The organism is Salmonella sp. SAL04157 (genome assembly GCF_046551635.1).
Taxonomy (GTDB): Bacteria; Pseudomonadota; Gammaproteobacteria; order Enterobacterales; family Enterobacteriaceae; genus Salmonella; species Salmonella enterica.
Map to the genome: position 1 here is coordinate 24,716 of NZ_JBGDVS010000014.1, position 22,379 is coordinate 47,094.

At 54.5% G+C, this 22,379-nt stretch carries 21 protein-coding genes; 1 reads left to right on the forward strand and 20 read right to left on the reverse strand.

Features of this window, described 5'->3' with window-relative positions:
- Complete coding sequence (locus ACLJRE_RS21090; RefSeq protein ID WP_410957517.1) at positions 1 to 3,063, reverse strand: ATP-binding protein; 3,063 nt, start codon at positions 3,061 to 3,063, stop codon at positions 1 to 3.
- Complete coding sequence (locus tag ACLJRE_RS21095) at positions 3,060 to 3,668, reverse strand: hypothetical protein (RefSeq protein WP_410957519.1); 609 nt, start codon at positions 3,666 to 3,668, stop codon at positions 3,060 to 3,062. Before ACLJRE_RS21095 ends, ACLJRE_RS21090 begins: the two co-directional genes overlap by 4 nt.
- Positions 3,669 to 3,991: 323 nt before the next feature.
- On the opposite strand from ACLJRE_RS21095, the gene ACLJRE_RS21100 reads away from it, so the two are divergent.
- Complete coding sequence (locus ACLJRE_RS21100; protein ID WP_410957520.1) at positions 3,992 to 4,237, forward strand: hypothetical protein; 246 nt, start codon at positions 3,992 to 3,994, stop codon at positions 4,235 to 4,237.
- A 288-nt stretch (positions 4,238 to 4,525) separates the two neighbouring features.
- On the opposite strand, the gene ACLJRE_RS21105 is transcribed toward ACLJRE_RS21100, so the two are convergent.
- From ACLJRE_RS21105 to ACLJRE_RS21190, 18 genes are all read right to left on the reverse strand, one after another.
- On the reverse strand, positions 4,526 to 4,978 hold the full coding sequence (locus ACLJRE_RS21105; protein WP_410957522.1) for a hypothetical protein: 453 nt from the start codon (positions 4,976 to 4,978) through the stop codon (positions 4,526 to 4,528).
- 57 nt (positions 4,979 to 5,035) lie between these two features.
- Positions 5,036 to 5,434 carry a DUF6750 family protein gene (locus tag ACLJRE_RS21110; RefSeq protein ID WP_410957523.1) on the reverse strand — a complete coding sequence of 133 codons (399 nt, stop codon included), beginning with the start codon at positions 5,432 to 5,434 and terminating at the stop codon, positions 5,036 to 5,038.
- Positions 5,435 to 5,449: 15 nt separating this feature from the next.
- Entirely contained in the window at positions 5,450 to 5,980 is a 531-nt protein-coding gene (gene traQ, locus ACLJRE_RS21115) for a conjugal transfer protein TraQ (RefSeq protein ID WP_410957525.1), read from the reverse strand.
- 9 nt (positions 5,981 to 5,989) lie between these two features.
- Entirely contained in the window at positions 5,990 to 6,745 is a 756-nt protein-coding gene (locus tag ACLJRE_RS21120) for a hypothetical protein (RefSeq protein ID WP_410957526.1), read from the reverse strand.
- On the reverse strand, positions 6,742 to 7,944 hold the full coding sequence (gene traO, locus ACLJRE_RS21125; RefSeq protein ID WP_410957528.1) for a conjugal transfer protein TraO: 1,203 nt from the start codon (positions 7,942 to 7,944) through the stop codon (positions 6,742 to 6,744). Before traO ends, ACLJRE_RS21120 begins: the two co-directional genes overlap by 4 nt.
- The gene (locus tag ACLJRE_RS21130) at positions 7,944 to 8,972 is read right to left on the reverse strand and encodes a DotH/IcmK family type IV secretion protein (protein WP_410957529.1); all 1,029 of its coding nucleotides are present in this window, start codon (positions 8,970 to 8,972) and stop codon (positions 7,944 to 7,946) included. Before ACLJRE_RS21130 ends, traO begins: the two co-directional genes overlap by 1 nt.
- The gene (locus tag ACLJRE_RS21135) at positions 8,972 to 9,646 is read right to left on the reverse strand and encodes a DotI/IcmL/TraM family protein (RefSeq protein WP_410957530.1); all 675 of its coding nucleotides are present in this window, start codon (positions 9,644 to 9,646) and stop codon (positions 8,972 to 8,974) included. The genes ACLJRE_RS21130 and ACLJRE_RS21135 overlap by 1 nt, the downstream gene beginning before the upstream one ends.
- Positions 9,647 to 9,708: 62 nt before the next feature.
- A complete protein-coding gene (locus ACLJRE_RS21140) occupies positions 9,709 to 10,179 on the reverse strand; it encodes a hypothetical protein (RefSeq protein WP_109272561.1) in 471 nt (156 codons plus the stop codon).
- A gap of 15 nt (positions 10,180 to 10,194) precedes the next feature.
- On the reverse strand, positions 10,195 to 13,659 hold the full coding sequence (locus ACLJRE_RS21145; protein ID WP_410957532.1) for a DUF5710 domain-containing protein: 3,465 nt from the start codon (positions 13,657 to 13,659) through the stop codon (positions 10,195 to 10,197).
- An 11-nt stretch (positions 13,660 to 13,670) separates the two neighbouring features.
- Positions 13,671 to 13,937: an IcmT/TraK family protein gene (gene icmT, locus ACLJRE_RS21150; RefSeq protein ID WP_079896959.1), complete on the reverse strand. Its 267-nt coding sequence runs from the start codon at positions 13,935 to 13,937 to the stop codon at positions 13,671 to 13,673.
- A complete protein-coding gene (gene traJ / locus ACLJRE_RS21155) occupies positions 13,927 to 15,096 on the reverse strand; it encodes a plasmid transfer ATPase TraJ (protein ID WP_410957533.1) in 1,170 nt (389 codons plus the stop codon). Before traJ ends, icmT begins: the two co-directional genes overlap by 11 nt.
- The gene (locus ACLJRE_RS21160) at positions 15,093 to 15,914 is read right to left on the reverse strand and encodes a type IV secretory system conjugative DNA transfer family protein (protein ID WP_410957534.1); all 822 of its coding nucleotides are present in this window, start codon (positions 15,912 to 15,914) and stop codon (positions 15,093 to 15,095) included. The genes traJ and ACLJRE_RS21160 overlap by 4 nt, the downstream gene beginning before the upstream one ends.
- Complete coding sequence (locus ACLJRE_RS21165; RefSeq protein WP_410957535.1) at positions 15,911 to 16,366, reverse strand: DotD/TraH family lipoprotein; 456 nt, start codon at positions 16,364 to 16,366, stop codon at positions 15,911 to 15,913. Before ACLJRE_RS21165 ends, ACLJRE_RS21160 begins: the two co-directional genes overlap by 4 nt.
- A 730-nt stretch (positions 16,367 to 17,096) precedes the next feature.
- Positions 17,097 to 18,248, reverse strand: coding sequence for a site-specific integrase (locus ACLJRE_RS21170; RefSeq protein WP_410957537.1), 1,152 nt, complete (start codon positions 18,246 to 18,248; stop codon positions 17,097 to 17,099).
- Between the two features lie 462 nt (positions 18,249 to 18,710).
- The gene (locus ACLJRE_RS21175; protein WP_410957539.1) at positions 18,711 to 19,217 is read right to left on the reverse strand and encodes a DapH/DapD/GlmU-related protein; all 507 of its coding nucleotides are present in this window, start codon (positions 19,215 to 19,217) and stop codon (positions 18,711 to 18,713) included.
- Positions 19,218 to 19,952: 735 nt separating this feature from the next.
- Complete coding sequence (gene pilV / locus ACLJRE_RS21180) at positions 19,953 to 21,233, reverse strand: shufflon system plasmid conjugative transfer pilus tip adhesin PilV (RefSeq protein ID WP_410957540.1); 1,281 nt, start codon at positions 21,231 to 21,233, stop codon at positions 19,953 to 19,955.
- A 69-nt stretch (positions 21,234 to 21,302) separates the two neighbouring features.
- The gene (locus ACLJRE_RS21185) at positions 21,303 to 21,905 is read right to left on the reverse strand and encodes a prepilin peptidase (RefSeq protein WP_410957542.1); all 603 of its coding nucleotides are present in this window, start codon (positions 21,903 to 21,905) and stop codon (positions 21,303 to 21,305) included.
- Positions 21,905 to 22,375 carry a lytic transglycosylase domain-containing protein gene (locus tag ACLJRE_RS21190; protein ID WP_410957543.1) on the reverse strand — a complete coding sequence of 157 codons (471 nt, stop codon included), beginning with the start codon at positions 22,373 to 22,375 and terminating at the stop codon, positions 21,905 to 21,907. Before ACLJRE_RS21190 ends, ACLJRE_RS21185 begins: the two co-directional genes overlap by 1 nt.
- Positions 22,376 to 22,379 lie beyond the last annotated feature (4 nt).

Genomic DNA, 22,379 nt, shown 5'->3' on the forward strand with positions numbered 1-22,379 from the left:
TTAGCCTTGCAGGTAGCCGTATTCGTTGAGGAGTTGATCGGCCAGGCGGTTTACCGCGCTGGTATCATCATCGTCACCCGTTCTGGATTTGATGTAGTCGATTTGCGCCACGGCGCTGCCGTACCTGAATTTGGATGCCAGCAGTTCGCGGGCAGTGCGTGCGCCCAGACTGGCCGTTAACCGCTTTCTCAGGGCGCGGTTTTCCGGGGTGGAGTTCAGCGCCCACAGTTCCCGTGGTCCCACGGCATGTTTGAGTAACTGGGCCACGTTGCCGCGTGAGGTTTTGAAGATCCCCAGGAAGGTCGTGCCGGAACCATCGGGTGCTGCACCGGGTGGCGTCATCAGCAGACGGCGGAGCGTGATTTCCGGGATTTGACAGGACTGACTGAGCAGCGGGAAATCTTTCTCACGAACGCGCATCAGATAGATGGAGTTGGCGGAGGCCAGCAGGTCAGGGGGATAATCATCCGGATACTGCGAGGCAAATACGGTACGAATACCGAACTTACGCTGCTCACGATCTTCCGTCTGCAGCGCATCCCACAACATCGGAACACCTTTGATATTGTGCATCTCATCAATGAATATCAGCTTGGTTTCCTGATCCAGTTGCTCAATACGTTTCCTGTGCAACGGGATGTAACGCGGGTCCAGCTTGTCGTAGAGTTCATCCTGAATCTGCGGAAGGTAGAAATCATTCCCCCCGCCAATCTGGCGGGCAAACTGGTACATGATGCCGGTCTTCAGTTTTCCTTCCGGGGTCGTGTCGCCGGCGACGTTGTTAACATCGACAATCACGATCCGGGTTTCAGGACTGAACACGAGGCGGGTTCTGCCTGACAACACCGGGTAATCGGTCAGCGCTTTGGCCAGACAACGGGAAACATACTGCAGTAACGGCTCCTGGGTCCCCGGCCGTGTCACGCCCTGGAATGTGTCGGCCATCTCCTTGCGATTGAGCTCATTTTGCAGGTCATTAATCAGCGGGACTGCCTGACACTGCGCGCGAGTAGCCTCAGAGACATAGCCTTTATCAAAAAGCATGTCGCGGACTTCATACCATGTGGCCGACTCCCACCACTGCGGTGAATATTCATGCAGTATGCCGCTTTCTTCCAGGGCGCGATCCACTTCAGGAACCAGGCCGGCACCATAGCGCGAGGGGTTAATCTCGCCTTTTTCCTTGAATGCGCCGTCAATGATCCTGCCCAGAATATCAGCGCAGCTGGTCGGGTCCGGGGGCATCCCTGTTTCAGGGTCTGCACACAGGCTTTTGAGCAAATTCAGAATATAACTACGTTCACTACTCAGCGGCGTTTTCAGGCCCAGCTGAATATCCATCGGGTTACGACAGTGCTCTGCCGTATTTTTCAGCACGATACTGGCAATTTTGTGTTTGGCATCTTTCGGCAGTGCGTCATAGACGATGTCGTGGAACCCCTGCGCGGTAAACCCCTTATCGATAAGCAACATAAAGGGGATATTGGTATTGCTGTTGGTCAGGAAAGAAAGATGGCTGCTGTTGCACAGGACCGATTTACCTGAACCGGGAGGCCCCATGACGAGTTCTGTGTGTTTCTCCTGCAGGGAACTGGCCAGCCTGATGACAAACGGTTTTCGCCCGGTGGTCAGGTAAATCACATTCCCTTCCGACCACGGACTGCACGGCTGCTGCAGGGGGAGCAGGCGCAGTGCGTCAGTCAGCGGGGAGAACATCAGGTTCGGGCCGCTGTAGCTGGAAGCGGCCGGAAGCGTTGACACCCATGCCCGGACCGGATCGCCGAACGTGCCGGTGACATTACAGATACCCCAGCCCTGAAGTGACTTTTTCAGTAACGTGAGGTTTCGTTTCATGGTTTTTTTGTCCCGGTGCCATGTGCTGGCGGTGATGCTCAGGCTGACAACCGGATCTTTCTTGTCGCGATTCAGTAACCACTGCACGGATTCGTACTGCTGGCGCAGGGCCGGAATGATGGCCAGAAAGGTCAGCAGGAAGTTTTTGTACCCCAGCTGCGAGGCCCCGCCCGGCATCAGGTCGAATCGTACGCGCCACGGGATCTGCCGGGGGACGTTGGCAAACAGCTCCGGGAATGTCTGAGGGCGCTGCGGAAAGAGCGTCATGGCCAGCTGGCCGTGGCAAAAGTCATCCACCTCCACGAAAGGTCCGTCGGTGTCGATTTGCGTGTCGCAATACTGATAGTTGAGATGCGGTGCCAGACAGGCGCTGATGTCTTTCCCGTCCCCCCGCAGACGGCCGTGAGGCATCACCCTGTCGCCAGGAAGAAGCGGTTGCCAGGACGGCGACGTGCTGCTTTTTTCGATCTCGTCGCGGATCACACGGCCCGTTTCATGCGCATCCATCAGACGCACAGAGACACCATTGTTCCCGGCATTCATGTCAAAGATGAGCTTGTCCATAAACGCGTCATGGCGGAGCTTCAGCCCTTCAAATTCGGCATAAAGCGGGTTTTGCGAGAAACGGGATTCCGGGAGGTCACCGACAGCATTCTGACGACGGATCTCACTTTTCAGTTCATCCGCGGGCAGGGCGCCAATGGCGGTGTAAATGACGAGGAAAACACGCTCTCTTGCCAGCCAGGGGGCCATTTTTTCAATGCGCTCCATTGCCAGGTCGTCCATGTCCAGATGCAGGCGCTTCCATCCACGACGCAGCGGTGTCATCAGGTCGGTTACTTCCTCCCTGCCGCGGTCGGGGTCATGCTCGAAGACAATACTGAGTTTATGGCCCAGTTCTTTAAAATCCCCGGTGAGCTTGTCTGCCAGACTGGTGTAGAAAAACTGAAAGGTGCCGGACTTCGGTGGCAGTCCTTCAGCCACCTCTTCGAAGCTGAACTCACGAAATGCCCCTTTAATTTCCAGACAACTGACATAGTCATTATTTTTGGTGACCTGAATATACGGGGCGTCCATCGACGGATGGCGGATTTTGTCATCGGCGGTTAAGCCAATGACCGTGCGCAAATCGCAGTAGTCTGCGAAGTTCTCTCCCAGCGTGTAGCGCGAAAGCCACGCCAGTGCGTCTTCAACTTTATCGATGATCATGCGCCACCCTGCGTGCGGTAATATTGATACATCATTGGCCACCAGTCCGTTGTGGACTCAAGTGGCGTTAACTCTGTGGGGTCAGGCAGACGGGCCGGGTTGAGTACCGGTGCGATATGACGCCATGCCACCCGGGTCTCATGACGTTGCGAGGGGGCGGTCCGGTGCAGTGCCTGTGCAAACGCGCCCGGATGCGACGTGTCGAAACGCTTCTCTGCGAGTGATTTATGTTCGGTGAGCCAGTCCAGTAACTGGCGGGCATCCTCCCGCGTGGACGGATCGTCACTATGAAGAGCGATGTGGATGGTGCGTTGTAAATGACTGATATCTTCCGATGAAATACCGGGGAGGATGGTCATCACCGCATTGTCGGCATTGAGTGTATTTAACTCCCGCCATGCGCGACAGAAGGGATCAGCGACCGTCAGGTTACTGTCATCGCGATTGAGAGGATTTCCGTCACGGTGTATCGCCGTATTGTGGCCGGAAGGGTAGCCACAGTATTCGCATTCACATCCGAGTGACTGCGCATGGGCGTTTCGATCTGCGCTGTCTGTTTCCGGGGGTTCACCGGCAATGGTCTGTTTGAGGTCTAATTCAGGCATCACAACATCTCCGGGACGAAGGACCATAAAAAAGCGTATGTCCCTGGTGAGGGCGCTCTGATATATAAAATGGAGCCGACTTTGAATGAGGTAATTCGCAAGGAAGGGCGTAATATTCGCATTCACACCCGGGTGACTGCGCACAGGCATTTCGCTCTGCGTTGTCTGTTTCTGGATTTTTATCGGCAATGGTCTGTTTGAGGTCTGATTCAGGCATGAAGACACCTTATGCGGGAGGGCCGCAATATAAAGTAAATAGTAAATGAGGTCTGTGTTACCCTGTGGAGATATATTGTTATACGATGTTCAAAAAAGGAGTTGGAATGAAAGTATGTAATGATGACATTGAAATAAAAAAGCGTCTTAGAAATTATAATCCAAAGCGTGCTGGCCGACGATTGCCTGTAAATGGAGAATTTAAACCTGAAAAATTGAAATCATATTTAATTAAAGGGCTAACAGAAAGTGACCTTTTGGTACTCACCTATAACTTGTTAAGTGCATTCATTGACTCTTTGCTCAATAATGAAAAGGATGGATTCAGCAAGTTCATAGTGGCCAGTGTCTGATAAGAGTTCTGATAGCGTTGTTTTTTTACAGCTTCTTTCAGTTCATCAATTAACTGTTCCTTTGTGTAACCTTCTTTCATTTGGTTACTCAATAAGTTATTTTCAGTTAAGAGCCAGATTAGTTTTAAAGTATAGATATATTCACTAAGTATTTCAGTTTTTAGAATGATACCTTCTGTTATCATAAATACACCTTTATTAAACAGGGTGTTGATTACTCCACAGGGAGTATTGTTTAATTATGCTCTTGAAAATCTTTGTTGCTGTAGTGTAGACCGCTACTCCATGTTAATTATATCGGGATGATTCACTCATCAGGGTTTTAAGTTCTCGATATTTCATCACCCGCTTTTGATATTCAGATGAAATGTCGGTTATGCATTTTTTTTGGTCTTCTTTTTTGACGTTGCATTCATGGATAAATTTACTGATTTTAAAATACATCTCAGCTTTGAATGTGTTATCACTGGCATGAGTAAGTTCCTCACTCCAGCATGTCATTTGCTCCGTAGTCCACGGGCCTCTGATGTCTTTCACTACAATTGTATTACCTCCACATTTCTTGTATATCAATTCAACAAGCGATGCGTGCGGATCTTTCGACAGATTGTAAAATTTAATTTGTTCTCCCGCCTGATACCCTGCGATTATTCCGCCAATAAAGATGAGTATAAATTGAAATGTAGTGTTTCCTGTTGCTTTATTTACTAATGAAGATGTTTTTTTTAATAAGTTAATCATTATTATACCTTTTGGACGCCAGTGAAACTCCCCGGCAGAACCGGGGAACTCGAGTTATCAGAATCCTACCGGGTTTAAACCCAGCTGTTTCTGACCACGGCTGGCGATCTGACTCAGTGCCAGTAAAAACAGGCCAATCCCAAACATCACGGCAATCTCCCACGGCTTGATATTGGGGTTATTCTTTTTCCAGCGCATCATGAGTATCGCCAGAATGAGAAAAATGATGCCAATTACCGGCGCAGCATCAAGGAGAGGCTGCTTGATATCGGTGAAAAATCTCAGGACATTCTTTACTGTATCGGCTAGGTCATCACCCGCAGCGTGTGCCGGCTGACTGGCGAGTGCCCCTAACAGCAAGCCACTCAGCCACAGCGATATGCGACGGCGCACCTGCCAGACGCGCAGGGAAAGTTCTACTGCGGTCCGCAGCATCATATTTTTCAGGATTTCCATAATATTCCTTAGTTGTTACCAGTGAATGTTGATTGTGTTCTGGAGGGCGCTGAGCACCGATGGGTTGCAGACAAGAAGCACACCGCAGACGAAGCGTTTGATACCTGAAGAGATGTCATCCCCGCGGGTTAACCCGGTGTGGCCATCCTTCTGGGAGCGGCGCAGGCGTAACAGTCCGTTGAGTGCAAATATCCACCCGATGGACTGCAGGGCCGTCAGGCCGGCATTCACCGCCACAGCGGCCGGGCCATACCGGGCTTCGGGAACGTAAGAGATGGCATCGAAGGTGACGGCCCCGAGTGCAAACTGGTTTGAACCGGCATTCACGACGCTTTCGAGGCTGATAATGCAGCAGGACAGCAGCAGAACAGCCAGAAAGGTACCCCCGGAGTCCGCCCGCTGGCCCCGGCGCGTCCTGCCTGCCTGCCCGGACAGATACAAAATAATGAGGGCAATGCCCCCCACGCCGGCGATGGCCAGAACCAGCTGCGTTGTGATGGCTGACAGGCTGTTGGACGCATTCGCCAGCATCTGGACAAAGTCCATATCGGCTCCTTACCGGATGACACCCGATGACGTCACCACTTCCCGTTTACTCTCATCGATGCGCAACACCGTGGCCCCCGCAAACCGGTCTCCCGGACGCAGTGCCCAGCTGCTTCCCTGCCAGGTCACCCAGGCCAGCCCCGGATAGAGGCTGTTAACCTTCGCTTTGTTTCCGGACCAGGTCCGGGTGGATGACGTTCGCGAGGATTTCGGGGCAGGGGAGACCGTGGCGGCCACCGTGGCCTGTCTGACCGTTGCCGGAGGGGTCTGACGTTGTTGCTTCAGTTCAGCGACCTGTCGCTCCAGATTATCCAGACGCCGGGCAACGGCCGTCAGTCCTTCCCGGGTTTTCTCGCTGTAGACCTGCTGTGAGTTCAGTGCCCGGGACACTTCCCCGGCGAGAGAATCCGTCTCTGAATGCGGCGCTGCCGCTGGCGGGATGTCTTCGGTCACCGGCGCATCCGTCTGTTGCATCGGTAAGGGGTCAGCCCGGACGGGCGTATCCACTTTCACCGGCGTGGGCGTACTTACCGGCTCCATTGCCGTGAACTGTGGCTGGGCGGTCGGAGGGGTACTGCTGCCGGCCATTTTCCAGGTCAGCCCGAGAACGGCAAAAACCGCCAGCGCGGCGATCTGGACTTTAGGCTGATCCCATAACGGGCGCTTTGCAGGTCTGGCAGAGGGTGTTATGGGGGCGTGATCCTGTAGCGCCTCGTCATCCAGGGGGACGGGCGCGTCGAGTTCCGGGTCAAAGTGTGGTTTCATTTCGCATTTTCTCCTGCGGGCGTGGGGGTGCAGTCTTTGTCAGTGACGGGTTTCATAAACAGAATGGAGACAACCTGGTGGAGGTCCACGTTGACCTGCGTGACCGGCAGCCGGGACGCATCCTGCGTCATCACCTGCGCGGTCTGTTGCCCGATACCGCCCGCGATGACGCCGGCAATGGCTTTACTGTCCGGGGAGCCGGTTCGTCCCGTGATGGTCCCGCTGTTGGTGGTCAGGATCTGCGTATTCTGGTCCTCGTACAGCTGGCCCACTTTGCCCAGACCGTTGGCGAGGGACGGCAAAATGATGCGGGTGACATACCGGTGATTCACGTCACTGGCGATGGACGAACGCCGGGTTTCATCATCCTGTGCATACGCATCGATGGTGCAGGTCATGCCTTTGAACGCGAGCGTTTTAAAATTCACAATGACCCCGTCTCCGGCCAGCTGGACGCCGGGGGCCGCCAGCGTGGCCCCTGCCAGCTTACCGGCCGGTATGGTGGCCAGCACTTTTGACTCCGGGTTATCAGAATCAATGGCGGTGTCGATGGTGCCCGGATAGCGGCTTAATCCCGGTATGTTGATATGGGATGTCGTCATTGTCGCTGATGTGCCTGCCAGGTCCTGCGGTGCTGGTTGTGGTGGCGAAGAAACCAGACCCGGAACGCTCTGTGCACACTGGCTGAAAGGTGAGGCTCCGTCCTGTCCCTCACTGCCAAACGCGGAGGCCAGCTGCATGTCGCTGGTCTGCCAGCGCGCATTCAGCTGCGTGAGCAGATTAGTGATCTGCTGTTTTTGCTCATCATTCAGCCCGCCCTGTTGTCCTGTATCCTGGGGAGCGGTTCCGTTACGCGTGTCCAGGGCTACCGGCGTGGCCTGAACGCGGGGAACAACGGGCACGTCGTCGTGCTGAGAACTTTCGCTGAGCGAGGCCACGAAACTGTTGCCGTCGTTTTCAGCCTCCTGCGCGCCCTGCTGGTTGGCCAGCCTGAGTAATTCACGGTACTGGCGACTTTCCTGGGCAGATACTGTCGCGTTGTTGGCCACGCGGTTCAGGTTGTACTGCGACTCGGGGACGGCCGACTGGTGCAGCCATCCCCATCCCAGATAACCGGCGGCGGCAACAATGAGTACGGCGACGGCTACCAGTGCCAGTGTTTTTTTACCGTCACTGGCTGCATCCTGTTCGATCGACATTATTGCAACTCCAGAGTCAGCGGGACGTTATGTCCCATTACGGAAAAGGTGACATACGGTGTCACCGGCATTTTCCAGACGTGTGTGCCGTCAGCAGACGAGAGCGTGCTGTCGAACGCATCGCGTAAGTCAGCGCGGGAACGCAGATAAATGTCATCGCCAAGCTGCCAGGCCTGGACATCCGGAACACCGCCCTGTGTTTTGATGCGCTGTGCTTCTTTCGGGGGAACACCGTCCAGAAATGCCTGCAGGGTATTGTCATACAACCCGACTTTCTGCCGGGGCGCAGAGGCGGGAAGGGCGGCAGGCCCCCGCTGCGGGATACGTAAATCAACCCGGCTGTCCGTGGGCTGCGATGCATCCGGATTACCGGGTTCACCGCTGGTCATACTGATGACGACGGGCACTGCCAGGCCTTTCAGGTACACCGTCACGCTGCCTGTGTCGTAGGCCCGGCGGGCCTGAATGGACATCGAGGGCGTGTCGGGCAGGTAGTTCACCTGGAAGCCTGCCGGATTACCGTTCACCGGCGGGGCCGCTATCGGCCACGGCGCGCCGGTCTGGTCGGTGAAATTCACCACGCCGGGGAAGTTGGGTAAAACCTGTACCATCGGCAGGGATGACCCGGGTTCGAGCTTCACTGTCAGAGAGCGTATCCGGGGGGCGGCGGTGACCGGGGCCGTTCCCGAGCTGCGCTGAACGCCATCCAGTCCGGCCCGGAGCTGTTTTATCGCCTCCGGAGACAGGGGGGCCGTCACATTCTCCGCATACTGCAGGGCTGCATCCGGCGGCACCGGAGCCGGAGGTGCTGAGCCTGTCGCGGCACTTTCCTGAGCCGGTACACCTGCAGGCGCAGGTGAAGTGACTGCCGGCTGAGCCACTGTCACCGGTGCAGGTGCAGGCGGCAGCGCCGTGGTGGGGGTGGTGGACAATGACTGTGCCGGTTGCCATTGTGGTTGTGGCGTCTCCGCCGCCATCACGGCGGTGCAACTGACCAGTGCGGTGATGAATATCAGTGTCTTTTTCATTACTCTGCGGCCTCCCGGGTAATCACCTGTATGACTTCCAGCCCGTCTTTTTTGAGCCGCGGATCGGCGCGGGTGACGATCTGGACGAGCGTGAAGTTTTGCGGGGGCAGTGACGACGTCTGACCGGTGAGGCGTAACGTTATGGGGTACTGAAGACGCCAGGCATAAGCCCCGTTGTCGAGCACACCCTTGCTGTTAATCACGCCCGTCGACGTCAGAACCGACAGGTTCATTTTTTTATCCCTGATATTGGCCAGCACGTTTGAAGTGACCAGCGCGTTGTAATAGCTGGTAAAGCCCGTCGTGGAAAAACCGTCCCGCCGGGCATTGATTTGTTCACGGTAGTGCACAAAGTCCAGCGTGAAGTCTTCCCGGATATGTTTCGCGCCGTAGTCGATGATGTCCGCATCGCTGTATACGGGGTCGTTGATGGTGGGTATCGGAATGATGCGGCCGTTGTCACTGGCAATGACGCTTTGTGGCGGGTTGGCGGCTTTCCAGGCGAACAGAATGGTGCTGCACACCAGGAGGACAATCGCAACGGACTGCCATACGTTGGTCTGCAGGCTTTTACGCGTAAAACTCACATTCAGCTGGGCATGCTGATGCTGTGCCATTGCATTTTCGTATGGGTTTTCATCCGTCGCCGGAGGGGTGACAGGTTTCTTCTTCATAAAAATATCCATATGTCGCCGCCCGGCCGGAGCGCCGGACGGGCAACAGAGAACAGGAAAAACTACAGTGAGAAGGGGTAGGCGGAACTGGCTGACGGGGTACCGGATGAGGGCGCCGGTGACGTCAGTCTGGGGGCGGCAGTTTTTGTGGCCCGGGTACTGACAGGAATGTCGGTTGTCGGTATATAGCCCCCGCCCAGGTCGCCCCACGGATCGATATTTCCGGGTAACAGGGATGACACTTTATCCCGGGCAGCAGAACAGATTTTGTCCTTGATCTGGTCAAATATCTGACTGAAGTCCGGGAACGTCGGCACCGTGATGCTGGTACTGATGTCCCCGAGACATTGCTGGAACCCGTTGCTGGCCTGCTTTTCCCGCTGCGACCATGACTCTGCGGCTTTCCGGTTCTGCTCATACCCGGCCTGCGCGCCGGCAAGCGCCGCCGAGGCAGCGGCACAGCTGGCGGCATTCGCCGCAGGGCCTGACAGCGAGGCGTACAGCAACAGGCAGGTGAGTGATAACTTCTTCATATATTCTGACCTCCGTTAACGGCCGGGGCGTGGCATGGTGGGCGTGTGCCGGTGGGTGGATTCCTGTTCACGGCGGACTACCAGCTGGTCAGGTGCCACCGGTGCACTGTCAAATCCCAGCTGCTGCTGTAGTGCCGCCGGGCGCTTTTCCGGCTCAAGGCCCTGGGCATACAAACGCTGGGGTTCATTATTCAGGCGGAACACATAGTCATTAAAGCTGCCGGTCTCGTTGTTAATCGGGTTACCGTAGCCCAGGGGTTTCAGCCCGTCAGGGGTGATTTCGTTGAGCGTCATGTGAGGCGCGCCCCGGGCGTTTTTACACAGTCTTCCGAGTACCGGCTTGTAGACATCGTCATGAAGTACGACCCCCTGGACATAGTCGCCGTGGGCTTTGACCAGCAACAGTTTGAGCTGTTGTTCCGCATCCATCGCCTGGAACAGCGCCTTCCCGGCATCGCGGGACGGGGCTGGGAGTGTGGGGTTGTCAGGTCGACGGTCGGGGCTGGGCACACCTTTCCCTGCCGGCTCCATCCATAACGCATCGGGCAGGTCCGGCCAGTCAGGCAGGGATACCCCGGCCTTTTTCGCCAGTTCTTCCACCCCGGCCTGGAGGGTGTTCCAGTCCTTGAGTGAGTACGCGAGCAGTTCACCGGGCGGGGTCATCGTCCGGGTGTCGGCATTGACGACGCCAGGGTCAATGGCCTGCCGGGCGGTCCATTTATTCCGTTCCCGCTCTTCCTTGCGGTAGACGGGCTGGCCTTTCCCATCCAGCAGTGGTTTCCCGTCCTCCCCTTTCTGTTTCACATCCACGGTGACGGTCTCTTTCCCCGTCATCTGCAGCGTGACCAGATCGTTATTTTTCAGCCCGGCGTCGGCAATGGCAGCACGCAGGGTGATCCCCCAGACCACGCGCTCACCCTCGGCGGTACGCAACCGGGCGTAATAGCTGTGGCTTTCATCCTTCCGGAAGTTATACGGTGCGGCACCGTGTTCAAGCAGGGTCCCCGTCAGGCCTGCGGAGGCTTCGTCATGACTGGCGTTCATGGGGACGGGGGCCGGGGCTTTTTGCGGCAGAATATCTGGCGGGAGCGTGTCGGTGGATGCCCGCTGAGTGCTGGCCGCCTGCGCCGCAACAGGCGCTGACGTCCGTGGGGGAGCGGTGTTGTTTCCTGCCGGGTGGACCAGAATTTCGGAGGCCTCGCTGCCCAGGGGCGTCGGTTCATCCGGCAGACCTGGCTCGGAGCGTAACTTCTCACGCGCGTCCTCGAGCATTTTAATCTGCTCCGGATTAGTGAGCTTCAGCTGCAGGTCATACTCCGCTATCAGGTTGATTGCCCGCTGTTTAAACGCCGGGCTGCCGGTCAGTTCGATGTTACCCTGCAGAACCATGTCCTGCTTTGCCACCAGGAGAGCGCCGAGGATCATGCGGTCATTCTGACTGGCCTGCGGCGTGGCCATAATGATACGACCCTGCTGCAGGTACCGGGTAAAAGCACGCTCCCCGTCCAGCAGGTACTGCTGGGTGCCGCGCTCATTTCCCGGCTTGTGTAACAACGCGCCTTCCAGCGCAACCAGATCGATCCGCTCGCGCGCCTGCCGGCTTCGCTCGAACCGGATACCATCAGGCTCCGGCGTGGCGTCGCTGACCGGGGTGTCATTGTCCGGTGTGCCATTCTCGTCTGTCCCGGAGGTATCTGCTTTGCGTAACGGCGGCGCGGCCTCGTTCACGGGCGGTATAACCGGCTGAACCTCCTCGTCTTCAGGTACAGGATTCGGAGATATCGGGGGCGATTCCTGTTTCAGCAGGGACGACAGGGACGGCGTCGGGTCTGCCCGGGTGGCGCTCTGGCTTTCAGTTGCCGCGGGGGCAGTCTGTTGTGGCTTGTCCTGTTTATCTTCAGCGGTGGCTTTCTTTTGCCGGGGCTTTTTGGGGACGGCTGCCGGTTTTGCGCTGCCTTTCTCTTTCGCATCGACCGGTGTTGTTTTTTTAGTCCGGCGGGCTTTTCTCACCGCAGGCGCTGCGCCGGCTGCGTCAGCGTTGTCCGGAGACTGTGTCTTCCGCGCGGCAGTTTCTGGCCCGGTATTCTCTGACGCGACGATCTCTGGTACAGCCGCTTCTGGCGCAACAGGGGATGCAGGGACCGGTTCAGGCTGGACAGTCTCAGGTATGGCATCCTGTCCGGATGCCATCCAGTTCTCATACGCTGCCATCTGGCTTTCTTCTTCAGCCAGGCCTGCGGGTTCGCTATTCACATTATCCGGTTCATTCATGATAACAGTCTCAGTCGGTTGTAATTCAGGGGGGACGTCAGCGGCAGGCGCTGTTGTGGGCTGCAGCCTCTGACGCAGGGGGGCCAGTTCTTCGGCTAATGCCGCCAGACCACGGGACTGATGCAGGTCGTTAAAATCGGTCAGGCCCTGCGCTTTCTCTTCCGGGGTGAGTGCCGGCAATACGGCAATCCCGCCCGTTAACCGGGCCGCTTTCTCCGCCGCTTCTTTACCCGGGTTACCCGGCCTGTGGGGTTTGGGAGGGTCATCGTCCCCGAGGAACAGCATCGGGCTGTCGGGGTATTTTTGATGCAGGCGCTCGGCCACTTTGACCAGGTTGCCGGAGTCAATGGCCATCACGACAGGCATCCTCAGCGCCATTGCCCCGCTGGCGGCCGTGGCATAACCTTCGGCACAGACGATGGGTCTGCCGTTTTTCAGCGTACCGCCGACAACAAAAAAATTGCCGCTCTTTTCCGCGTCTTTGGTCAGGCGCTTGTTCCCTTCGGGATCGATGGTCTGCATCGAGCGTATGACACCGTCAACGTTCTGCAGGGGGATAAGTAACCTCTGTTTGTCGTCAATGTGTACGCCTCTGGCTGCCTGCACGCCTTTTTTCACCAGATAGGGGTGCTGATGCCCGGCCTGGCCAAATTTGCCGTGGACGTACCGGACATTGCCTGCCTTCCTGTCCTGCAATACCCGCTTTGCTTCAGCGCGATCCCACTGACTCTGGGCCGTCACGGCTTTCATATGCAGCGAAGCGACAGGGTCGCCTTCTTCACCGCTGAAGTACCAGGTACTCAGTTCATCCTTACCGCCATCCCGGAAGTCGTTGAACCAGCCATTGGGCAGGCCATCGAGGTGCCCCACATAGGTACAGGATTTTTTACCGGGCTTGTCATCCCTCATACGAATACGCTGCCGGGTGCCGTCCATGATGACCTTATCCGGTACATCGGCACCGTTAGCCCGCAGGAAGTCAGCAAACTGCGTGAGCGCATCACCCGCCGATACGCCGGTCAGCAGCGGGTCAGGTTTCCACCGTTTGAGCGCTTCCATGTCGGCACCGGGAATGGCATACCAGACCTTGCGTTCGTCATCAAAACGGAGTGCGGATTTGTTATTTTCAAGTTTTCCTGCGGCCTTACGGGCTTCATCTTTTTCGTCGTGGGGTACCGCCAGATAGGTGCGGGTCTGCGTCGTCTCCATCACTGTCTCCTTTACTCAAAGAATTTTCGGTACCACCAGGGCCGCCCTGTCAGGCGACGACCGCGAAGAAGGTGGAAGATGCGCTGGCTGAGTACCGTCACCGTGAAACCAAAGTGGGCCAGAACGGCATAGAAGAGGATGAGTCCCGTGCAGAACAGAAACATGTTCGTGGATGGCCACTTAAACCAGAGCGCGAAAATGAGCCATGCCAGCGCCGGAATACCAAAAATGTTAACCGGGGGGGAGGCATCCCGCCCCGGGTGATAATCACCGGACATGATGTTGCCTCCGCTTAATAAATTCACTGTTACCGAGATAGCTGCGCACTGTCTCTTCGGATACGCGGTTTTCCTGGTACTTTTTCCAGACCAGGTCACTGATACGGGCTTCCTGTGCGGCAAGGTCTTTATTGAGCACCGTGGCCCACTGCGTGTATTCATGCCGGCGCAATGACTCGCGCAGCTCATCATCGAACAGCACATATTCCTGGATGGCACAGCGTCGGCCATCCGTGGTGGGGACCAGGCGTTGCATGACGATAAAACGCATCAGTTCCAGCATGTCATGGGCCAGCGGTTCGCGGTTTTCTGCAGGCAGCATACGAATGCTGCGGGCAAAGGCATGTCCTGCAGAAAAAGCATGCTCCGTTCCCAGACATAGGTGGCCGGACAGTGCCGCACTGACCATGCCTTCGACGGTCTCACTGTCGCGCACCTCACCAATCCCGATAATCGTCGGCGCCTGACGCATTGACAGGCGCAGGCCTTCGGCATAGGTCGGAACGTCGCGGCCGATTTCACACTGCTGCGGCTGCAGCAACCAGTTCGGTCCCCCCAGCAAGCCTTCAATCGGATCTTCATAGGTGGTGACCTTGCAGTCAGGGGTCGTTTCACCGTGGTGCTGATATACCGATGTCAGCAACGTGGTTTTTCCCGAACCGGTTGGTCCCACGATGAGGCCGACGCCTTCAACCGGGAGATGCGCCAGCGTCTGATACAGTGGATCGGGAAGCCCGAGGCTGTTCAGCGCCGGGATATGGTTGTTAATGACGCGCAGCGTGACAGCAACGGCTGTACTGAGGCCCCGGATGGTGGCCTGGGTGAAGTTGGCACGAAAACGGATGCGTTCTCCTCTTTCAAGGCCGTAGCGCTGCTGACTGTCACCTTCAAGCTGTAACGCCGCATCATCGCCCTTGCCCCCCTGAATACGGGCCTTGACGAGCGGGCTGAAGAGCGCGTCGATAAGCAGGAGCAGTGTCGAATGGTCCAGCGTGAACGCCGAGGCCCGTATCTTCCGGCCGTGGTGGCCAAGTACCAGCGGGCCGCCGGACTGTAAATGAATGTCTGACACGCCATGCCGGTAACAGTGGACAAAGAAGGCGCGGAATACATCGGGCGTCAGACCTGCTGAGAAATCAAATTTATCCAGTGCGGTCATTGCGTAGCCCTTGTCTGAATCAGCGGCTCCCATTTCTTCTTGTCCAGATCAAAGCCGGCGCGTTGCTTCAGGTCACGAACCTTGTCACCGAGCATCAGCTCCTCACGGCTGCCGCTGACGCTCTGCTGCTGTTCGGCAATGACGGGCGGGGTGATCATTTTTTGTTTCACCAGAATTGAATAGCGCATCATCCCGGTGTAATCACGGGTCAGCCTGTTGAAGTTAGCCGCCAGTGTATCGTCAGCGCTCTGACGGCCCTCCAGCCAGCCCTTCCGGATGGCGTTCTGCCAGACGGTGCGTTCTGCCCGGTTACGCGGAATGACCGTATCTGTGGGTGCTGACTGGATGGATAACCCGGCGAAAAGATACTGGCGCCAGCCGGGCGGGTTACTGACAAAACGCTCCGGTACCAGAATGTTGTAAACATGGCTGGCCGTGCGCATTTGTTTGTCAGTGATAGTGGCCAGCGATGTCGCCTCGGCAATCACCGGCGGGAGCCAGCCCTGCCGGTTAATCAACGGTGAGAAAAGATACGTGCTGTCGAGCTGGCGGGCGCGCTGCTCCAGAGACTGGCGAAGTTCCCATGCCCGTTGCGCTTTTCCCCCGCGAAACCCTTCAGTTTTGCCGGCCTCAGTCAGCATCTGATACACCGTATCGTTAACCCCGTTGTGGTCGTCTGCTTCAGGATTGAGATAGGCCGACATTGAAGGCGGCGGCGGGGCAGGACTGGCGGTTGTGGTGGCAGCCATAACCCCGGACAGCGGGGTAAAAAGAGCAAGGACGATGAGGCCCAGAGCGTAAAGGGGGTGTGTTGTCATGACATTTTCCCTTTGAGTGGTGGCATGAAACCGACTTCCAGCGCGTCGGACTGCTGTGTCACTGTCGCGCGCCAGCTGATTTGTGTACGGATAAGGCGCAACAGGGTTTCAAACGTGACGTCCCGCTCGTGAATGGTGACAGGCAGGGGCAGACGGACACCGGAATAGCGCAGGGTGATCCCCCGCTGATGCGCCAGTTTTGAGAGCAGTTCAATCGCATCCCCGTCCCAGTCCACCGAAACGCGCTGTGAGTTGGACCTGATACGACCTGGCAATAACCAGCCATCTTCGGTCAGCGTCAGAGCAAGGCGCTGTTGTTCCTGCTTAAAGGCGATCTGTGCCGCAGAGGGAGAGAGTGTCGTTGATACAGAAGTGGATGTTGATGCCGGAGCGTACTGGCAACCAGACAGCAGGACTGGCACCAGTATCCCGGAAAGGATTGGTTTTTTCATGAGATTGCCCTGAATTTAAATTAAAGAGATGTTGTGAAAAGTATCACTGTGTTAAATGAGGGAGTGTAATCATTACAATAACCCCAGACAGATTAATAAATGACGAAGTAATGATGGTGGTTATACTGTCTACATTACTTTGTTATTTACTCATGACGGTTAATAATACGATTGTTGCAAATGCCAAATAACAGGTAATGATTATTTCTTTTGTGTTCATTTTTTACCTTCAGGCGCTGTTGTTCTTGTTTGAGCGTGAATTGTGCATGAGTGGGAGAAAATGACGTTGATATAAATGAGAGGGTTAGTGTCGGGTGTACTGGTAACCAGATGGCAGGACTGGCACCAGTATCCCTGAAAGAACTGGTTTTTCATGAGATTGCCCTGAATTTAAGTAAAAGATATGTCGCGAGAAATATTATTGTATTACATGAGGCTGATTTATTATTAAAACTATAATCATTAACAGGACACCAATCAAAAACACAAACAGCATAGTAAGAATGATTGATTCACTTTCAAGCTCACGTGAATGTGCTTTTGCCACGCATATTAATATGACAATTATTGCTAATACCATATAACAGGTAAGAATTATCTCTGTTGCATTCATTTTTCACCTTTCTTCCTGGATTCTGTATATGATTTTTTGAAATAATCTGGGGTGAGAGCTGTTAATTGTCAGACACTCACCCGGGTGACGCTCAAATGTGGTTACAACGGGATACCATCAGGCAGGCTGGCCGTTACAAAGAGGATTAATCATCACCCGCTCAGCCATGCCGTCAGGCAATCCGCCCGGTTGTGGTACGCGTTCACCTCGCTGAGCGGCCAGCGCCAGAACCCGGAGTAACGCAACGGAGGCCGCCTCCATCGCACTCTCCCGTGAATGACCAGATACCGCAAGATTATCGAAGTCGTGCAGGCGGATCTGGAAAACGGTCTGCCCCTCATCATCAACAGATTCAATACAGGCCGGATAGGGTACAAAATAGGGCGCAATTTTTTGTGTCTGTCGACGTCTGGCATCCAGTTTGCTGACGAGCTGGTATGCCCTGAGATGGGTATATCTCTTAAGCATGTTAAGCGAACGGTGACCGGAAATGGCCGACACTTCCATCACGTTCAGCGTGCCCAGTTCAAATAACCTGCTGATAGCTTCATGGCGCAGATCGTGAAAATGCAGGTTCTGAATATTGAGTCGCTGAAGCGCTGTCCGCCAGGCACTTTTGACGCCAGCAGAGGTGTAATTAAAAACCGGCCCCGTCATGGCTATGCCCATATCCTGGAGAAGACGGCGTGCCTTACGTGACAGAGGGACATCACGTGTGCTGCCGTTTTTGGTGTGTGGCAAATGGGCAACACCGTGCTGGATATCGATATGCTCCCATTGCAGGGATAATATTTCGCCCTGGCGCATGGCCGTTTCAATGGCCAGATGGAAGATGGTGTATAACGCGGGGTTCTGTTCCCGAAAATAGCGGGATAACCGTCGCTCCTCCTGTGATGTCAGTCGCCGGTCGCGGCCGCCTGCGATTTTAGGTTTGCGCACCAGTTCAACCGGGTTAGTTCTGCAGGTTCCCCATTCGACCCGGGCGAGATTATAGAGCGATGAAAGCAGGGCCAGTTCCAGTCGAACCGTGTTGCCCGAAATGTTACGCCCGGTACGGACATTAATCTGTGAAAGGCGGAAATCACGATAGGCGGCAATATCCACCGTGGTGATTTCATCCATCATTTTCTGGGCCACAGGGTGACGCTGTATGACGCATACACGGTAAAACTCCTGCTGATGCCCCCGTTTATGCACAGAGGTGGTGGCGTAATATCTGGAGAGCGCGTTATACAGAGACATTTTCTTGATACGCAACGGCCGGGACATGACAGGTTCCTTGATAATCGATTCATGAGAAAGTTCTCAAATGTAAACGATTATTCAGGATGAACTTAATATATACAAACACATACGTGCCAATCCGGTATCTGGCGTTTACCTGGTCCTGAAGATGGCGTTTACGCGTATCTCGGGGCTTTTAAAGGTGTTTTTAGCGGGAACAACACAACTGGAAAGCAGTTTAAAATCTATGTATGGGGAGGCAATCCTCCACCCAGAAAAATCAACTTCGGTAACTCTGATAACTGTGCCAATACGTTTTCACTGACTGCCAGTGTGGGAGGTCAAACAGTGGCGCACTCAGTCGATGGGAATTCTGAGTGGGGAAAATCTGGCAGTTTTTCATTTGATGTGCCTAAAGGGGCATCGTTTTCGATCACATCAAATGGAATGCTGTCCTATGGGTGTGATTACGGCACTTTCAGCGTTTTTCGCTATCAATAGCCCAGGTCAGATGTGGCGCTTAAAAACAGCTGGACTGCCCGCATATAGTACATTTTCTGGTACATCTGAAAGTACAACACTATTCGCAGCAATAACGCTGTTGTTGCCGATTTTAACTCCCGGTAGAACAACGACTCCAGCACCTAACCAGACGTTATCACCAATACTTATTGGCGCCTGAGTTACACCACTACCTCTTAATTCAGGTGAAACCTCATGGCTGGCTGTCGTTAGTGTTACGTTAGGTCCTATGAGGGTATCGTTACCAATTGAAATTTGGGCGTGATCGAGAAAGTTACATCCAGTGTTGATGTACACACCATGACCAATCGTTATACGCCCATATTCATAAAAAAAGGGTGGGGTTACTGTGCTTTGACCAGTGAACATCACTCCCGATTTTATGAGTAACTTATTGCGTGATTTTCTTCTCAGGTTTGTTGTATTGAACAGTGTTCTGGCAGTGGGTACTTTCAGTTTTTTACTGAATTTACTAAAGAGGTAAGTGAACATAGTCTGCCTCCATGGCATTATAAAAATAAGAGTTATCCTATTTTATCATTCAGTTAGTTCCTGGCGCACCATGCAATTGCACGCATGCACGTTCCACCCGTAACACCACCACCAGTATATATTTGCCAGGCATTCTCTGTTGCTGCTGCAGGCATGGAAAGGTCGGGACTGTTCCAGCCGCTGCCCCCACTCCATTTAGAAAGGATATAACCGCCGGAAACCAGTTGCTTTCCGGCAGGGCAGTAGGCTTTTGAGTAAACATATTTCCCACAAGCATCATTGCCCGAAATAACTTCGAATGAGGATACCTTTCCATTTTCTGTCCAACGACCGGATTGGCACGTTTGCCCCTGTGCCAATCCGGTATCTGGAAAGACATTAATTTCTCATTGAGAATTGGAGGGACGTTCCAGATCTGGCCTGGTCAAACAGTAAATCTGGGGCGATTCAAACTATGCATAAATACGTACAGAATTGATGGCCGCGAATTGGCTATTACTGAACTAATCCCCACTGATGCTCCGGACGCGAACGGTTATATGAACTGGCGAGCAACGAATGCAACTCAGTATGCACCGTACTATATGGGCATTTACTGTTTTATCTGACGTGCTCATGGATGATGAACACGTCAATGTCTATTATTGACCTTTGAGTTAATTGCCAGTGTCGACCATTTTTATGGTGTGAACTATGTCTATGATTTCGGCCACGCTCCTGCGTTATCAACAACAATCACTGACATAAGGCATGCACGATTATCGATGCGTTCTTATCTTTTGTTGTATCGCAAGTCGCAACCCAGCCGTTATCACCAGCCGGGGCTGAATGAACAAGCCAGATACTACCGCCTGGAGTAAAACAGTTTGCACCGCCACCGGTGACTTTTTTACCCGCTGGACACCACGCAGTTGCGGATGGGAAGCGCCATGCTTCAGCTGTAATACTTACCACCTTAATATCTCCTTCTCCTACATTTTTCCAGATACCGGATTGGCACGAAAGTGGGGCACCTGTTACAGTGCGGCTTACAGCCCCGTTCGTGGGACATGAAGTGTCTGCAACATTGATTTGATCCAGTGTCAGAATACCGGCGACAGATACGTTACCATCAGATCGTAACTGGCCACCTCTGATCTCTCCGGCGGTATAAATTCCTTTGTTATTCAGACTGCGCATCCAGCTACTGTCTGACATATAAAAACCACCGCCGTAGGTTTCGTTCAGCCAGCCTTTATTACCCTGCGTGGTTATCCATCCCCCCGTACTTTTTATATCGCCAGTGATCGTGGCTTGCTGTCCTTTAATTTCACCACTGATAATCGCCTGTTTACCGGTAATATCGCCGGCGTTATTCAGGTTATTCCCGTCCATATCGATAGCGGTGTGCATACGGTTGAAGTCGGGATGGCCGTTGACGGCGTAACGATACAGACGATCGTTCCCCTGCCCACTGGTGCCTAACTGGTCGGAAGGGATAAAGGTTACCAGTGAACCCTGCTTACTGCTCAGACCGTAGTCTGCCAGTTTCATTTTCCAGCCCCCGCCCGCGCCGACAGCCTGGTTATCTGGCCAGACATAACCCCCGAGGCCCGATATATTGCTCGATATATGGCGGAGTGCGCCAAAATCCCAGGGTTGCCCGCCCGTGGTCATAACAAATGCCTGCAACTGGCTGGTCATTTTGGGGTTACTGACCACCGCGATGAGGTAGCTCTGATTATGATCATTTGCACCAAAACCGGCAGGAAGATGTCCGGTTGTCTTGAGGGTGTTTACCGTGACATACACAGGATGTCCCGGTCTTACCTGTGTGACCAGAGTATTGATATTGTCACTGATGTACTGCCGGGCGGCCATCTGCACGGTATTGAACTGGCTCGCCGTCACATCCCAGACCCGCTCTGACTGTTGCTGCGCCATCATTTCAATTCCTCTGGGGGCGGCCATCATGGCAAGACCCAGTACCAGCACCAGAGACATCAGTTGCGCATTACCCTGGTTGATTTTTTTCATCGAATCCTCCTGCTGAGTTAAACAACAGCATGTTTATTCTTCGTCCCGTTATCGGGTGGATAATTAAATTCAGAGAAGTGAGTCCCCGATAAACAAACCCGCCACTAAGGACAGACATAACCAGGGTGCCAGTGGCTGGGGTTTTCTGGCGACCGCCACAAGCATCATTAAAAAAGCGAGGCCGCAGCTGTAGAGTGCGCTGGTCGCCGGCAGCCAGGCAAACAGCCCTGCGATGAGATGGACATCACCCCGCCCCAGAGCTTCGCGCTTACAGAGGCGCTTGACGCTCCACCACACGCCCCACATCAGACAGAACATCACTGTGCTGTTGAACAGCGCCTGTAGCAGCGGCAGGGTCTCCCCGTCGGGCAGCAGCCGGACCAGGAGACCGGCAAACCAGAATGCGTTGGTAAAACGAAGCGGTAGCCAGTGCTGCCAGGAATCCAGCCACAGCAGCGGCAGCAGGGCGCTGAACATAAGCAGAGCGGGGAAATTCCCCTGATAAACAAGAAACATCCCGAGCAGCAGAAACAGCAGTGACACAATGTCTGACAGTCGGGAGGGTAAAGGCGGGGCATCATGCTCATGCAGAAATGCATTGACCTGCCGTAGCTGTAAAAAAAGAGACAGGCACAGTAACGCGAAAGTGAGTCCCCAGGTCCAGAGATTCATCAGCTCCCCCGCAAACGCTGATAAATGGCGTAAACATCCCGCGCATATCGCTGGCGTATGGGCGCGTTTTTGTCGCTGAATCCCGCGTTATAGGAACCCAGACAATCCCAGGTGATACCGCAGACCTGAAAATGCCGCGCCAGCACCCAGGCACCTGCCTGAATGTTCAGGCAGGTGTTGGACAGTAAATCCTGATAACTTGTAATGACGCCCATGCTGATAAGTCGTCTGGCATTGCCGTCATTAATTTGCATCAGGCCGTAGTCACGGCTGGTGATGTTGCCCTTTTTATCGCGGTTTTTACCAATAAGCGTCGGTTTAAGGCCCGTCTCCCGGATGGCGATCGCCTTCAGCAGCAGGGGATCAATGTGGTAGCGCTGTCCCGCTTCGGCAAAACACCAGGCATGAGCCTGAGCCGTCAGGCCCAGACTCATTGCAAGCAGGAGGAACGCGTTGCGTAAGACAGCCATGTCT

What these genes read in the sequence shown, in the direction of transcription:
- ACLJRE_RS21090 (WP_410957517.1), bottom strand. Translation starts at nt 3,063, where the DNA reads ATGATCATCGATAAAGTTGAAGACGCACTGGCGTGGCTTTCGCGCTAC.
- ACLJRE_RS21095 (WP_410957519.1), bottom strand. Translation starts at nt 3,668, where the DNA reads ATGCCTGAATTAGACCTCAAACAGACCATTGCCGGTGAACCCCCGGAA.
- ACLJRE_RS21100 (WP_410957520.1), top strand. Translation starts at nt 3,992, where the DNA reads ATGAAAGTATGTAATGATGACATTGAAATAAAAAAGCGTCTTAGAAAT.
- ACLJRE_RS21105 (WP_410957522.1), bottom strand. Translation starts at nt 4,978, where the DNA reads ATGATTAACTTATTAAAAAAAACATCTTCATTAGTAAATAAAGCAACA.
- ACLJRE_RS21110 (WP_410957523.1), bottom strand. Translation starts at nt 5,434, where the DNA reads ATGGAAATCCTGAAAAATATGATGCTGCGGACCGCAGTAGAACTTTCC.
- traQ (WP_410957525.1), bottom strand. Translation starts at nt 5,980, where the DNA reads ATGGACTTTGTCCAGATGCTGGCGAATGCGTCCAACAGCCTGTCAGCC.
- ACLJRE_RS21120 (WP_410957526.1), bottom strand. Translation starts at nt 6,745, where the DNA reads ATGAAACCACACTTTGACCCGGAACTCGACGCGCCCGTCCCCCTGGAT.
- traO (WP_410957528.1), bottom strand. Translation starts at nt 7,944, where the DNA reads ATGTCGATCGAACAGGATGCAGCCAGTGACGGTAAAAAAACACTGGCA.
- ACLJRE_RS21130 (WP_410957529.1), bottom strand. Translation starts at nt 8,972, where the DNA reads ATGAAAAAGACACTGATATTCATCACCGCACTGGTCAGTTGCACCGCC.
- ACLJRE_RS21135 (WP_410957530.1), bottom strand. Translation starts at nt 9,646, where the DNA reads ATGAAGAAGAAACCTGTCACCCCTCCGGCGACGGATGAAAACCCATAC.
- ACLJRE_RS21140 (WP_109272561.1), bottom strand. Translation starts at nt 10,179, where the DNA reads ATGAAGAAGTTATCACTCACCTGCCTGTTGCTGTACGCCTCGCTGTCA.
- ACLJRE_RS21145 (WP_410957532.1), bottom strand. Translation starts at nt 13,659, where the DNA reads ATGGAGACGACGCAGACCCGCACCTATCTGGCGGTACCCCACGACGAA.
- icmT (WP_079896959.1), bottom strand. Translation starts at nt 13,937, where the DNA reads ATGTCCGGTGATTATCACCCGGGGCGGGATGCCTCCCCCCCGGTTAAC.
- traJ (WP_410957533.1), bottom strand. Translation starts at nt 15,096, where the DNA reads ATGACCGCACTGGATAAATTTGATTTCTCAGCAGGTCTGACGCCCGAT.
- ACLJRE_RS21160 (WP_410957534.1), bottom strand. Translation starts at nt 15,914, where the DNA reads ATGACAACACACCCCCTTTACGCTCTGGGCCTCATCGTCCTTGCTCTT.
- ACLJRE_RS21165 (WP_410957535.1), bottom strand. Translation starts at nt 16,366, where the DNA reads ATGAAAAAACCAATCCTTTCCGGGATACTGGTGCCAGTCCTGCTGTCT.
- ACLJRE_RS21170 (WP_410957537.1), bottom strand. Translation starts at nt 18,248, where the DNA reads ATGTCCCGGCCGTTGCGTATCAAGAAAATGTCTCTGTATAACGCGCTC.
- ACLJRE_RS21175 (WP_410957539.1), bottom strand. Translation starts at nt 19,217, where the DNA reads ATGTTCACTTACCTCTTTAGTAAATTCAGTAAAAAACTGAAAGTACCC.
- pilV (WP_410957540.1), bottom strand. Translation starts at nt 21,233, where the DNA reads ATGAAAAAAATCAACCAGGGTAATGCGCAACTGATGTCTCTGGTGCTG.
- ACLJRE_RS21185 (WP_410957542.1), bottom strand. Translation starts at nt 21,905, where the DNA reads ATGAATCTCTGGACCTGGGGACTCACTTTCGCGTTACTGTGCCTGTCT.
- ACLJRE_RS21190 (WP_410957543.1), bottom strand. Translation starts at nt 22,375, where the DNA reads ATGGCTGTCTTACGCAACGCGTTCCTCCTGCTTGCAATGAGTCTGGGC.